Below are 12,662 nucleotides of genomic sequence, written 5' to 3' on the forward strand. Positions count from 1 at the left end.
AATCCTTTGAAGAATCACCCCTGAAGGTTCGCCGCTGCTTGTCCGCAGCCGGCAGAGATAGGACCGGACCAGAATGAATGAGGCGGACGCCCTCGACATCGTGCAGGCCGCGATCTGGACCGTGATCGTCGCCTCGGGTCCTGCCGTTCTGGCTGCCATGGTGGTCGGCGTCGTCATCGCTTTCATTCAGGCGCTGACCCAGGTCCAGGAAATGACGCTGACCTTTGTGCCGAAGATCCTGGCGGTGATGGTCACGGCGGCGATCTCGGCGCCGTTCGTCGGTGCACAGATCTCCATCTTCACCGATATTGTCTTTTCAAGAATCCAGTCCGGGTTCTGAGGACTTTCCGATACCATCTTCGCGCAAGCTTGGGTCTCTAGACCTTCCGTCATAGTTTGGGGCAGCCTCTCGCGGTGTGCTGCCCGCCTCTCATGAAGAGACGGAAGAGACATGGCACAACAGGCGACGCTGACCATCCCGAAACTCGCACCGAAGAGCCGGGACGTCGGCTTTGCGCTCGGGATCGTGATGATCCTGTCGATCCTGTTCCTGCCCATTCCTCCCTTCCTCATCGATTTCGGGCTGGCCTTCTCCATCGCCTTTTCGGTGCTGATCCTGATGGTTGCGCTCTGGATCCAGCGGCCGCTCGATTTCTCGTCCTTTCCGACGATCCTGCTGATCTCGACGATGACCCGCCTGGCGCTGAACATCGCCACGACGCGCGTCATTCTCTCCCACGGCCATGAGGGGCATGACGCCGCCGGCGGCGTCATCTCGGGCTTTGCGAGCCTCGTCATGTCCGGCGACTTCGTCATCGGTCTGATCGTCTTCCTGATCCTCATTACGGTGAACTTCATCGTCATCACCAAGGGTGCGACGCGTATCGCCGAGGTCGGCGCCCGCTTCACCCTCGATGCGATCCCCGGCAAGCAGATGTCGATCGATGCCGACCTCTCGGCCGGCCTGATCGACGAGAAGGAGGCGCAGCGCCGCCGCCGCGAGCTCGAAGAGGAGAGCTCCTTCTTTGGCGCGATGGACGGTGCCTCGAAATTCGTGCGGGGCGATGCGATCGCCGGCCTGATCATCACGGCGATCAACGTCTTTGGCGGCATCATCATCGGCTATCTGCGCCACGACATGCCGATCGGCGAGGCGGCCGATGTCTTCGTCAAGCTCTCGGTCGGCGACGGCCTCGTCTCGCAGATCCCGGCGCTGATTGTCTCGCTCGCCGCCGGCCTTCTCGTGTCACGCGGCGGCACCGCCGGCTCGACCGACCAAGCCGTCGTCGGCCAGCTGAGCGGTTACCCGCGGGCGCTGATGGTTGCGGCCGGCCTCATCGTCCTCCTCTCCGTGATGCCCGGCCTGCCCTTCGTGCCTTTCGCCGTACTCGGCGGCGGCATGGCCTTCCTGGGGTGGGCCATCCCGAGGCAGATCGAAGCCGCCAATGCCGAAAAGCGCGCTCAGGAGGCAGAGAAGGCGCAGCAGACGAAGGACAGCGACAGGGATTCCGTCAAATCGGTGCTGAAAACCGCGGAGATCGAGCTCCTGCTCGGCAAGCAGGTCTCCACCCGACTGCTCGGCGCGCATCAGGAGCTCGCCTTCCGCGTCGGCAAGATGCGCCGCAAGTTCGCCCTGCAATACGGGCTCGTCGTTCCGGAGATCAAGGTTTCCGACGACATCACCATTCCGGACAAGGCCTATCACATTCGCATTCATGGCACGACGATCGCCTCCAACACGGTGCGCGTCGGCGAAGTGCTGGTCGTTACCGGCGGCGGCCGCCGGCCGAGCGTGCCGGGCGACGAAATCCGTGAACCCGCCTTCGGCATGCCGGCGCTCTCCATTCTGGAGACCTTTACGGAAGACCTGAAGCGCGAAGGCTTCCACCCGATCGACAACGTCTCGGTCGTGCTCACACATCTGAGCGAGGTGATCCGCAACAATCTGCCGCAGCTTCTCTCCTACAAGGACGTGAAGGTGCTGATCGAGCGGCTCGATCCGGAATACCGCAAGCTCGCCGACGAGATCTGCACCTCGCACATGTCCTATTCCGGCCTGCAGGCGGTCCTCAAACTGCTGCTCGCCGAGCGCGTTTCGATCCGCAACCTGCACCTCATTCTCGAAGCCGTGGCGGAATTGGCGCCGCATGTCCGCAAGACCGAACAGATCGTCGAGCATGTGCGCGTGCGCATGTCGCAGCAACTCTGCGGCGACCTTGCCGAAAACGGCGTCCTGCGCGTCCTGAGGCTCGGCAGCAAGTGGGACATGGTCTTCCACCAGGCACTGAAGCGCGACGCCAAGGGCGAGATCGTCGAATTCGACATCGACCCGCGCCACCTCGAAGAATTCAGCGAGCAGGCGACGAAGGTTATTCGTGAACATCTCGATCGTGGCGTCCCCTTCGTGCTGGTAAGTTCGCCCGAATCCCGCTCATATGTACGCATGATCATCGAACGCCTCTTCGCCACGCTGCCCGTGCTCTCCCATGTCGAGCTCGCCAAGGGCCTGGAAATCAAGATTATCGGCGCGCTCTCATGATCACCGATCCCGAGGGCACGGTGCTGGCGCTGTTCGCGGCATTCTGCCGGATCGGCGCCTGCATCATGATCATGCCGGGATTTTCGACCGCGCGCGTCCCCATGCAGGTGCGCCTGTTCATCGCCGTCGCCCTCTCCATGGCCATCCTGCCGATCATGTGGGCGGACATCTATCCAGAGGTCGCGGGCAAGGGGCACACCTACATCTATCTCATTGCGACGGAGACCGTCATCGGCGCCGTCATCGGCCTCGTGGCGCGCTACTACGTGCTCGGTCTGCAATTTGCCGGGACGGCGATCACCATGCTGATCGGCTTCAACTCGCCACCGGCGACCGACGTGCTCGAAGAGACGGCGGAAAACCAGCTCACCAGCATGATCAGCTTCGCCGGCCTGATGCTGCTCTTCATGCTCGACTTCCACCACGTGATCTTCGAGGCCATCGCGCAGTCCTATCGCGCGATGCCGATCGGCATCGGCTTCGATCCGCAGGGCATGCTGATAACGCTCTCGAACTCGCTGGGACAGACCTTTCTGATCATGCTGCGCCTCGCGAGCCCCTTCATCATTTACGGTCTGCTCTTCAACGTCGCGATCGGCATGGTGAACAGGCTTGCTCCGCAGGTTCCGATCTATTTCATCTCCCAGCCCTACCTCATCATGGGCGGCCTGTTCCTGTTCTATCTTGGCGTAGCGGCGATGCTTCGCCTGTTCGCCGATGGCTTCGCCTCGGTGATGCAGGGCGGCTAGGGAACGGATGCGATGAAAGCGCGGTCGGAAAAATTGAAGCGGCTGGTCGACGTGCAGCGGCATCTCGAACGGATGGCCGAAAGCGAGCTTGCCGAGACGACGCGCCAGCGTGGCGTGCTCGCCGAGACGATCGACGTTGTTGTCGATGCAATGGGCTCGGCCCATCCCATGCATCGCGTTTTCTCCGGTCACTATGCAGCACAACTCGGGCGATTGGTGCAGAAGGACCAGATGCTGCTCGGCATCCAGCAGGTGCATGAGGCGCGCATGCTGAAGGAGCGGGCGAAGGGCGATCGGCTGGAAGAGAGCATGCAGGAGGCGCGCCTGACGGAAGACCGCGAGGCGGACGACAATCAGGTGCTCGACCTCATCGACCAGCATGTCGCCGGTTACGCGCCAGCTTCCGGTAAGGTTGAGGGGCGATAGTGCGTCATCCGGACGGGCGACGAAGCAGTCCTCCGGTTCGCATTGATTGCGCTGCCTCGCGTGACAAGACGCCTGACAGCCGCCTCGAGAGGATCTGACATGGCTATTTCCCCGCCCAGCGATCTGGTGCTGGACGTCGTCCGCGCGGCCGATCCGGCGGAAGTTCAAGAGGCGCAGGCGCGGCTCAAGGCCAATCGCTCGGCCTTTCAAGCCACGAGTCTTGCAGAGAACGGTAAAGGCTTTGCCGCTGCCGTTTCGGTGCTGAATTCCTCGGAAGGATCAACAGGCCTCGGCGACATCAGCAACCGCGTCGAGCCGAAGAAGGTGCCGGAGACCTACCGTAAGTTCGAGGCGATGGTGCTGCAGAATTTCGTCAAGTCGATGCTGCCGAGCGAAAGCGAGAATGTCTTCGGCAAGGGCACGTCCGGCGAGGTCTGGAAAGGCATGATGGCGGAGCAGATTGCAAACGTCCTGGCGGACGGCGGCGGCATCGGCATCGCCGATCGGATGGCTGGCAGCGAAATGCCCGAACGGACCAACGCGCGGCTTGACGACAATACCAGCAATATCGCCGCCGGCATGGTTCAGGAATACGAACGCAAGGCGATCTCCGGATTCCTGTCCACCGACGAGAAGAAGAACCAGGCATAGATTTGGTCGGGACGGTTCGCGCGCCTGTTCGCGTCCTTCCCTGAAACGCATAATTTGGGAGTTGATTTATGGAAGCTGTGGCATCCCACGATCTGCGGATACAGAACGTTCTCGGCCGGTTGGAGATGATCATCGACAATGAGAACAGCCGCATCGGCTTGGACCCGAAATTCGACATCAAGACGTCGAACGCCCACAAGAGCCGCTGCCTCTACGAGCTGACGATGCTGCATCGAGCCGCCGCACCCGGCGAAATCTCGCCGTCTTTCACGTCGCAGACGCGCCACCTCAGGCAGAAGCTAAAGCTCAACGCCCAGAAGGTTGAAGCGCATCTCGAGGCCGTGCGTTCGGTCGTCGATCTTCTGAAGACGGCCGCTCAGGATGCCGACGCGGACGGCATCTACACCGAAGCGCAATTCCGCTATAGCGATTTCTGATGCTGAAGCTCGTTCTCACCGGGGTCTGGGTCTGCGCCGTGACGCTTGGATCCGTCTATTTCTCGATGCAATACGCCTCGGCACCAGTCCTTTCGGACGCCGAGGCCGACCGGCGAGCATCGGAGGAATATGTGCCCGGAGAGATCATTACCATCCCGGTGATCGAGGATGGGGCGGTCCAAGGTTACTTCCTGGCGAAATTGTCCTTTTCCGCGACGCGGGAAGGGATAGCGAAGCTTCACGCGCCGCTTCGCCAAGTGGTCACCGACGAGCTCTACGACATGCTCGTCGGCTCAAAGTTCGTCAATCTCGCCGACACCGGGACGTTCGACCTGGCGAGCTTCAAGGGCGCCGTCAAGGATGGTCTCAACAAAAAGCTCGGGAGCGAAGTGGTTACCGAAGTCCTTGTCGAACAGCTCGAATATCTGGGCAAGGACGACGTGAAACGCGCGGCGAACGGCGAGAACAGGCCCTATCAGGAGCCGGTGCCGGTAGTCGACAGGAACGGCAAGGTCGCCGGCGACAAGATCCCCGAAGGCGCCGTGAAGGCGACGAGCGGCCATTAGACTAGGGCCATTTGGAGGGGATGTTCTCAGCTCTCTCCGGCAGATCGGAATTGTTCGCCAGCAAAGCCTATGCTGGCCGTCAGCCGGCCGATCGCCACATGGAAGTGATAGAGGCTTGCGGTTGCAAGCCCGGTTTTCGCCCATAGCTTGAGGCCAAGCGGCAGTGACGCTGCGAGCAGCGCCATCGACTTGCCGAGCGTTCGCAGGCGACCCGTAAACGTCGCGTCGCGCTGATGTTCGAGCAGCGTGGAGATTGCGCCTTGTTCGAGGCTGCGGGCCCGGATCCAGGACGCCGTCGTGTGCTCTGGCGGAACAGTTTCCGCTACCCATGCCTCCGCGGCCCAGGCAAAGGAGAACCCCTTCGCTCTGCATCGATTGAAGAAATCCCCGTCGCTGACGCCGACGAAATTGAGGGCGGGGTTCAGAAACGGCCGCGGCATGGCATCGAGCACCGCGCGTGTGATGAGGACGTTGCCGGCGGAATAAAGCCGCGGCACCGGCCCGGTCGCGTCGTAATGGGGCGAAAAGATGGGATGATGCTTCCATTTCTGGCCATCCGGATCCTCGAAGACAGGAAGCTGGGGGCCGCCGACTATGTCCGCCCCGTGGCCCTCCTGAACGGCAATAAGGCCATCGAGCCATTCGGGAGCGGCGACCGCATCATCGTAAATCACGGCTAACGCGCGCAGGTTCGGATAGAGGTCGAGGGCCGTCGCCAAGCCGGCATTGCAGGCATGGCTGTGCCCCCGCCGATGCGCGACGATCACGGTCGAGTCGGACCGGTGTTCGAGAAAGAATGCTTTCGCCGCTTCCGCTCCCGCCGAGGCGTCGGGGTCGTTTTCAACCACCACCGTGGCGCAAGCGACGTCCGGCCGTTGCGAGACAATCGTTTTCAACGTCTTGATGAGATGGTCGGGGCGCCGGAATGTCGGAAGCACGACGACGAGTTCAATATCCGCCGGATTCTCCAGTTCGGTCTGGAAGTGGATCGAAATGTCCTGACCGGTCGGTTGCATAGACGAAATCCGCGTAGCTGAAGGCAAGCAATAAGCAAATCTTCGTAAAGCGATGCTGATTCAGAATACGAGTCTACCACGTTCGTGGTCTCGGCGTGACTGTACTCGGCTGGTTCTTGTGGAGAACAAGGCCCGCGCCTTTGGACGTGCATCGCCCGTGAGGCCCTTCCATGCGATCGAACTCTCAGCCCCCGCCATGTGAGCTTAGGGGTCTCTCAGCGATGCAAGGAAATGCCGCGGTCGCCTGGCCGAATCGCGGCGCTATCCTGGTGGACACTTGCATTTATCCGTTTGGAACAGCATAGGGCGCATGCAGGCAAATGCGCAAAGTGGCGCCGGCTAGAGTGTGGCGCTTCGAGGATAGTTCGGGAGATACGCCGTGACGACTGTGATTGATGGCAAGGCCGTTGCCGCTTCGGTCATTGAAACCGTGAAATCGGCCACCAAGACGCTGGAGACGGAAGCAGGCGTCCGGGCCGGCCTTGCGGTGGTCATCGTCGGCGACGATCCGGCAAGCCATGCCTATGTGTCGGCGAAAAGCCGGATGGCCAAGGAATGCGGTTTCCTCTCGGTCCAGCACACGCTGCTCAAGGAGACCTCGCAGGAGGAACTGGCGGCGCTGGTGGCGGAGCTCAATGCCGATCCGTCCATCCACGGCATTCTCGTCCAATTGCCCTTGCCGAAACATCTTCAATCGGAGCCGATCATCCAATCGATCCTGCCGGAGAAGGATGTCGACGGCCTGCATGTCGTCAATGCCGGCAAGGTCGCGACCGGCGATCTCGACGGCGGGCTCGTCTCCTGTACCCCTGCCGGCGCCATGGTCTTCGTGCGCCGCACCCATGGCGACGACCTTTCAGGGCTCAACGCCGTGGTCATCGGCCGCTCCAATCTCTTCGGCAAGCCGATGTCGGCGCTGCTGCTCGCTGCCAATGCGACGGTCACGACGGCACATTCGCGCACCAAGGATCTTCCGACCGTGTGCCGTAACGCCGATATCCTGGTGGCGGCGGTCGGCCGCCCGGAAATGGTCAGGGCGGACTGGGTGAAGCCCGGTGCGCTGGTCATCGATGTCGGCATCAACCGCGTTCCCGCGCCGGAGCGCGGCGAGGGCAAGACGAGACTGGTCGGCGACGTCGCCTTCGAAGAATGCGCGAAGGTCGCAAGCGTCATCACACCGGTGCCGGGCGGCGTCGGGCCGATGACGATCGCCATGCTGATGGCCAACACGATTATCGCTGCCTACCGCAAGGCCGGCCGCAAGCCGCCGAAGTTCTGACGTCCTACCGCCCGGGCGCGGGCCCGGTTGAAGCGCGCACGATCAGTTCGGCGCGCCAGAGCTCCTGTTGCGGATAGTCGCCGCGGCCGATGATTCCGCTGATCAGCCGCGTCGCGATGCGCGCGCCGGCTGCCCGAAGCGAGGAGCGCGTGGTCGTCAGCGGCACACTGAAATTCTCCGGCTTCAGCATCGGCAGGACGTCGTCATGGGCGATGATCGAGATGTCGCTGCCGATGACGAGCCCCGCCCGGTTTATCGCCCGGACGGCGCCGAGCGCCAGCACCGTACTGGAGCAAAGAACCGCGGTTGGCGGGTCCGGCCGTTCAAGAAAGGACTGCATGCTTCGATAGCCGTATTCGTCGGCCATCACCGAGTGATGGACAAGCTCTTCGTCGAGGCCAAGACTCCACTCCTGGAGCGCCCGCGTCACCCCCTTTTTTCGACGGATGGAGAAGGCGAGATATTCCGGCCCGTTGATCAGCGCGATCCGGTGATGGCCGAGCTGCAGAAGAAGCCTGGTGGCGTCGTAGAACGCCTGCGTGTTGTCGATGTCGAGGAACGGATAGTCGCGCGAGCCCCCGATCGACCGGCCGTGGACCATGAAGGGGATCGAGAGCGCCTTCAGCATGGCAATGCGCGGGTCGTTGGCGCGCATGTAGGCCAGGAAAACCGCATCGACATTGCCGCTTGCCGCCAGCCGCCGAAACGTCGCCTCCTCGTCATCCGGCGCGCTGGGGTTGAGCACGAAGTGGAAATCGTGCTTCAGCGCCTCCTCGGCGAGCCCCGCGAGAAATTCGCCGAAATGGATGTCGGAGTCGATGCCGGGCGCGATCGGCATCACGAGCCCGATGGAATAGGCCTTTCCCGTTGCTAGCCGCTGGGCGGCACGATTGGGCCGGTAGCCGGTCTCGCGCACCGCCTGCAGCACCCTCTGGCGCGTATCCGCATTGACTTCCGGATAGCCGTTGAGGGCCCGACTGACCGTCGTCTGCGACAGGCCGAGGATCTCCGCCAACTGCTTGAGATTGACCGCCATCGTCGCATTCCTCCCAAAGCGCTTTGGATATCTCCTGGATTGTTGACAGATCAGCCAGCGCCCAACTACGTCCTCTATCATCCGATCCGTGCAGGAAAAAGCAGAAAACGGCGCCTTCGCGACGCAATACGTTACCGCAAAGCAATATTTTCGCGTTATGCGAGCGGCCAGAGGAAAGCCCTTGACTCTTTCTCGGCGGCATTGGAGTGTTGGCAAACTCAAAGCGCTTTGAATGTTGCGCCTTGACGATCACCCGTGGCGTGACGCCCGGGTTTCTTTTTGGGGAGGACCAGAACGTGAAGAGATCATTGCTGATTGGCGTCGCTGCGCTCGCTCTGCTTGCAGGGACCGCCGGCGCCGCCGACCTGAAGTTCAAGCCGGGCGAGGATTCGAAGTTCAATTGGGGAAGCTTCGAGGAGTTCAAGAAGGGGCATGACCTGAAGGGCCAGACGCTGACGATCTTCGGTCCCTGGCGGGGCGAGGACGAGGCTCTGTTCAAGAGCGTTTTTGCCTATTTCGTCGAGGCGACGGGGGTTGAAGTCAAGTATTCCTCCTCAGAGAACTATGAACAGCAGATCGTCATCGACACGCAGGCCGGCAGCCCGCCCGATGTCGCAATCCTTCCGCAACCGGGTCTCATTGCCGACCTCGCCGCGAAGGGCCTCCTGACGCCGCTCGGCGACGAAACCAAGCAATGGCTGCTCGACAATTATGCCGCCGGTCAGTCCTGGGTGGATCTCTCCACCTATAACGGCAAGGACGGCACTGCGGCGCTCTACGCCTTCCCCTACAAGATCGACGTCAAGTCGCTCGTCTGGTACGTGCCGGAAAACTTCGAAGACGCCGGCTACGAAGTGCCGAAGACCATGGAAGAGCTGAAGGCTCTGACCGAGAAGATTGCCGCCGACGGCGAGAAGCCCTGGTGCATCGGTCTCGGCTCGGGCGGCGCGACCGGCTGGCCGGCGACCGACTGGGTCGAAGACCTGATGCTGCGCACGCAGTCACCCGAGGTCTATGACAAGTGGACCAAGAACGAAATTCCCTTCACGGACCCCGCGGTGATCGGCGCGCTCGATGAGTTCGGCTGGTTCGCGCGAAACGACAAGTTCGTCGACGGCGGCGCGGCAGCGGTCGCCTCCACCGATTTCCGCGACAGCCCGAAGGGTCTCTTCGCCTCGCCGCCGAAATGTTATCTGCACCACCAGGCTTCGTTCATCCCGTCCTTCTTCCCCGAAGGCACGGTGGTCGGCGAGGATGCCGACTTCTTCTACATGCCGCCCTATGAAAGCAAGAAGGAGCTTGGCAATCCGGTGCTCGGCGCAGGCACGCTTGCGATGATCACCAAGGATACGCCGGCTGCGCGTGCCTTCATCGACTTCCTGAAGACGCCGATCGCGCACGAGGTCTGGATGGCGCAGACGAGCTTCCTGACGCCCTATAAGAGCGTCAATGTCGACGTCTACGGCAACCCGCCGCTCAAGAAGCAAGGCGAGATCCTGCTCAATGCCACGACCTTCCGCTTCGACGGTTCGGACCTGATGCCCGGCAAGATCGGCGCCGGCGCCCTCTGGACCGGCATGGTCGATTTCGTCGGCGGCAAGTCCTCGGCCGATGTTGCGGCCGGCGTTCAGAAGGCCTGGGACGCCATCAAGTAAAGTCTGGGGCGGCGGACGGCATGCCTCGTCCGCCGCCTTCCCTTTCGGACCGGCCCGCGTCGGCGGGCCTCCCAACAATAAGCGGAAGCCGCGTCGTGCAATGCGCCTGGAGCGTCCGTTCCGAAGGCGTTTGAGGGGAGGGATGTGCCATGCAGCTGCTCGCTGCCATTCTGACGATGATAGCCGGTGTCCTGGCTTGCGCGGCCTACTTCTGGGCCACCAGTCTCATTCTTGATTGGATTTTTCCGTCGAAGGGGCTGTCGGGTGCCGCCGCCTCCCGCAACCTGCGGATCACCAACGCCATCCGGCCCTGGCTGTTCCTGGCCCCGGCTTTGTTCGCTCTGACGATCTATCTCATCTATCCGGTGGTCCAATCGGTGTGGTTGAGCTTCCATGACAGGGGCGGACAGAATTTCGTCGGCGCGCGCAACTACAACTGGATGATCACTGACGGCGAATTCCGCCAGTCGATCTTCAACAATTTCCTCTGGCTGCTGGTCGTTCCGGCGCTCTCGACCTTCTTCGGCCTGATCATCGCGGCCCTGACGGATCGCATCTGGTGGGGCAATATCGCCAAGACGCTGATCTTCATGCCGATGGCGATCTCGTTCGTCGGCGCGGCGGTCATCTGGAAGTTCATCTACGATTACCGGGCCGAAGGCTCCGATCAGATCGGTCTTCTGAACGCAATCGTCGTCGCCTTCGGGGCCGCGCCGCAAGCCTGGATCACCCTGCCTTTCTGGAACAATTTCTTCCTGATGGTCATCCTCGTCTGGATCCAGACAGGCTTTGCCATGGTCATCCTCTCCGCGGCGTTGCGCGGCATTCCGGAGGAAACGATCGAGGCGGCCGTCATCGACGGCGCCAATGGCTGGCAAATCTTCTTCAAGATCATGGTGCCGCAGATCTGGGGCACGATCGCGGTCGTCTGGACGACCATCACCATCCTGGTGCTGAAGGTCTTCGATATCGTGCTCGCGATGACGAACGGCCAATGGCAGAGCCAGGTACTCGCCAACCTGATGTTCGACTGGATGTTCCGCGGCGGCGGGGATTTCGGCCGCGGCGCCGCGATCGCCGTCGTCATCATGATCCTCGTCATCCCCATCATGATCTGGAACATCCGCAACGCCACCAAGGAAGCGGGAGGCCACTGAGATGAACCCGTCGACGCGCTCCCCGCTCACCTGGGCTGTCCATCTTTCGGTCCTGCTGCTGGTCGTTCTCTGGACCATGCCGACCGCCGGCCTGCTGATCTCCTCGCTGCGCGACAAGGACCAACTCGCGGTCTCCGGCTGGTGGACGGCGCTCGCGACCTCGTCGCGCAACGATGTGGCGCGTGCCCCTTCGGCCGAAAACCAGGTCGAGCGGGACGGCCGGTTCGTGATCTCCGGCAATCTGCTTGAAGGGCAAGGTGGCGGCCAAGTCTCCGCCTTCGGGTTTTCCAGCCGCGAACCGGGGAAGTTCAAGCCCGGCGAGACGGCCGAGCTCAACGACGGCGAGAGGCTGACGGTGCAGGCGGACGGCAGCTTTGAGATCGTCTCTGACAAGAAGATGGAGGGATCGCGCGGCCAGCGCATCTTTTATACCGCCTCCACGCCTCCACGCTTCACGATCGACAACTACATCGAGGTGCTGAGCGCGGCCGGCATCGGCACGTCGTTCCTCAACTCGCTGACGGTCGCGATTCCGTCGACGGTCATACCGATCCTAATCGCGGCCTTTGCTGCCTATGCACTTGCCTGGATGCCTTTCCCGGGCCGCGCCATCCTGCTCGCAGTCGTCGTTGGCCTGCTCGTCGTGCCGCTGCAGATGTCGCTCATTCCGCTGCTGCAGCTCTATAATGGGGTCGGGGCTTTCCTCGGCGTTCCGGCCAAGACCTATCTGGGCATATGGCTCGCCCATACCGGCTTCGGACTGCCGCTGGCGATCTATCTCCTGCGCAACTACATGGCGGGTCTGCCGCGCGAGATCATGGAATCGGCGCGGGTCGATGGCGCCAGCGATTTCGACATCTTCGTCAAGATCATCCTGCCCTTGTCGTTCCCGGCGCTTGCCTCCTTCGCCATCTTCCAGTTCCTCTGGACCTGGAACGACCTGCTCGTTGCCATCGTCTTCCTCGGTGCGGGGGAGGACAACCTGGTGCTGACCGGGCGTCTGGTCAATCTCCTCGGCTCACGCGGCGGCAACTGGGAAATCCTCACCGCTTCGGCCTTCATCACCATCGTCGTTCCGCTGATCGTCTTCTTTACCCTGCAACGCTACCTCGTTCGCGGCCTGCTCGCGGGATCGGTCAAGGGCGGCTGAC

Annotated in this window: 13 protein-coding genes; 11 read left to right on the forward strand and 2 right to left on the reverse strand. The window is 62.1% G+C overall.

The features are described 5' to 3' along the window. Positions 1–73: 73 nt before the first annotated feature. The 7 genes from fliQ (at position 74) to CO676_RS03015 (ending at position 5,368) form a co-directional block, all read left to right on the forward strand. Complete coding sequence (gene fliQ / locus CO676_RS02985) at positions 74–340, forward strand: flagellar biosynthesis protein FliQ (RefSeq protein WP_014761126.1); 267 nt, start codon at positions 74–76, stop codon at positions 338–340. A 111-nt stretch (positions 341–451) separates the two neighbouring features. After that, positions 452–2,539 carry a flagellar biosynthesis protein FlhA gene (flhA, locus tag CO676_RS02990; RefSeq protein WP_014761127.1) on the forward strand — a complete coding sequence of 696 codons (2,088 nt, stop codon included), beginning with the start codon at positions 452–454 and terminating at the stop codon, positions 2,537–2,539. Further along, positions 2,536–3,288, forward strand: a complete 753-nt coding sequence (fliR, locus tag CO676_RS02995; protein ID WP_014761128.1) for a flagellar biosynthetic protein FliR — start codon at positions 2,536–2,538, stop codon at positions 3,286–3,288. Before flhA ends, fliR begins: the two co-directional genes overlap by 4 nt. Before the next feature lie 12 nt (positions 3,289–3,300). Further along, a complete protein-coding gene (locus CO676_RS03000) occupies positions 3,301–3,714 on the forward strand; it encodes a hypothetical protein (protein ID WP_014761129.1) in 414 nt (137 codons plus the stop codon). A gap of 99 nt (positions 3,715–3,813) precedes the next feature. After that, complete coding sequence (locus tag CO676_RS03005; protein ID WP_014761130.1) at positions 3,814–4,365, forward strand: rod-binding protein; 552 nt, start codon at positions 3,814–3,816, stop codon at positions 4,363–4,365. A 68-nt stretch (positions 4,366–4,433) separates the two neighbouring features. Beyond that, positions 4,434–4,802, forward strand: coding sequence for a hypothetical protein (locus CO676_RS03010; RefSeq protein WP_097519624.1), 369 nt, complete (start codon positions 4,434–4,436; stop codon positions 4,800–4,802). Further along, the gene (locus CO676_RS03015) at positions 4,802–5,368 is read left to right on the forward strand and encodes a hypothetical protein (protein ID WP_014761132.1); all 567 of its coding nucleotides are present in this window, start codon (positions 4,802–4,804) and stop codon (positions 5,366–5,368) included. The genes CO676_RS03010 and CO676_RS03015 overlap by 1 nt, the downstream gene beginning before the upstream one ends. Positions 5,369–5,394: 26 nt before the next feature. On the opposite strand, the gene CO676_RS03020 is transcribed toward CO676_RS03015, so the two are convergent. Beyond that, entirely contained in the window at positions 5,395–6,384 is a 990-nt protein-coding gene (locus CO676_RS03020; protein ID WP_097519625.1) for a glycosyltransferase, read from the reverse strand. A gap of 379 nt (positions 6,385–6,763) precedes the next feature. On the opposite strand from CO676_RS03020, the gene folD reads away from it, so the two are divergent. Then, the gene (gene folD / locus CO676_RS03025; protein ID WP_014761134.1) at positions 6,764–7,663 is read left to right on the forward strand and encodes a bifunctional methylenetetrahydrofolate dehydrogenase/methenyltetrahydrofolate cyclohydrolase FolD; all 900 of its coding nucleotides are present in this window, start codon (positions 6,764–6,766) and stop codon (positions 7,661–7,663) included. Positions 7,664–7,667: 4 nt separating this feature from the next. Here folD and CO676_RS03030 read toward each other — a convergent pair whose 3' ends face one another. Continuing rightward, positions 7,668–8,699 carry a substrate-binding domain-containing protein gene (locus CO676_RS03030; protein ID WP_097519626.1) on the reverse strand — a complete coding sequence of 344 codons (1,032 nt, stop codon included), beginning with the start codon at positions 8,697–8,699 and terminating at the stop codon, positions 7,668–7,670. A gap of 296 nt (positions 8,700–8,995) precedes the next feature. Between CO676_RS03030 and CO676_RS03035 the strand changes: the two genes are divergently transcribed. The 3 genes from CO676_RS03035 to CO676_RS03045 all read left to right on the forward strand — a co-directional run bounded on the left by CO676_RS03035 (position 8,996) and on the right by CO676_RS03045 (position 12,661). Continuing rightward, positions 8,996–10,354 carry an ABC transporter substrate-binding protein gene (locus tag CO676_RS03035; RefSeq protein ID WP_014761136.1) on the forward strand — a complete coding sequence of 453 codons (1,359 nt, stop codon included), beginning with the start codon at positions 8,996–8,998 and terminating at the stop codon, positions 10,352–10,354. 149 nt (positions 10,355–10,503) lie between these two features. After that, positions 10,504–11,511, forward strand: coding sequence for a sugar ABC transporter permease (locus tag CO676_RS03040; protein ID WP_097519627.1), 1,008 nt, complete (start codon positions 10,504–10,506; stop codon positions 11,509–11,511). A gap of 1 nt (position 11,512) precedes the next feature. Further along, complete coding sequence (locus tag CO676_RS03045) at positions 11,513–12,661, forward strand: carbohydrate ABC transporter permease (protein ID WP_014761138.1); 1,149 nt, start codon at positions 11,513–11,515, stop codon at positions 12,659–12,661. The last annotated feature ends 1 nt before the right edge of the window (position 12,662 follow it).

Origin of the sequence: Sinorhizobium sp. BJ1 (assembly GCF_002531555.1) — a bacterium.
GTDB lineage: Bacteria > Pseudomonadota > Alphaproteobacteria > Rhizobiales > Rhizobiaceae > Sinorhizobium > Sinorhizobium fredii_B.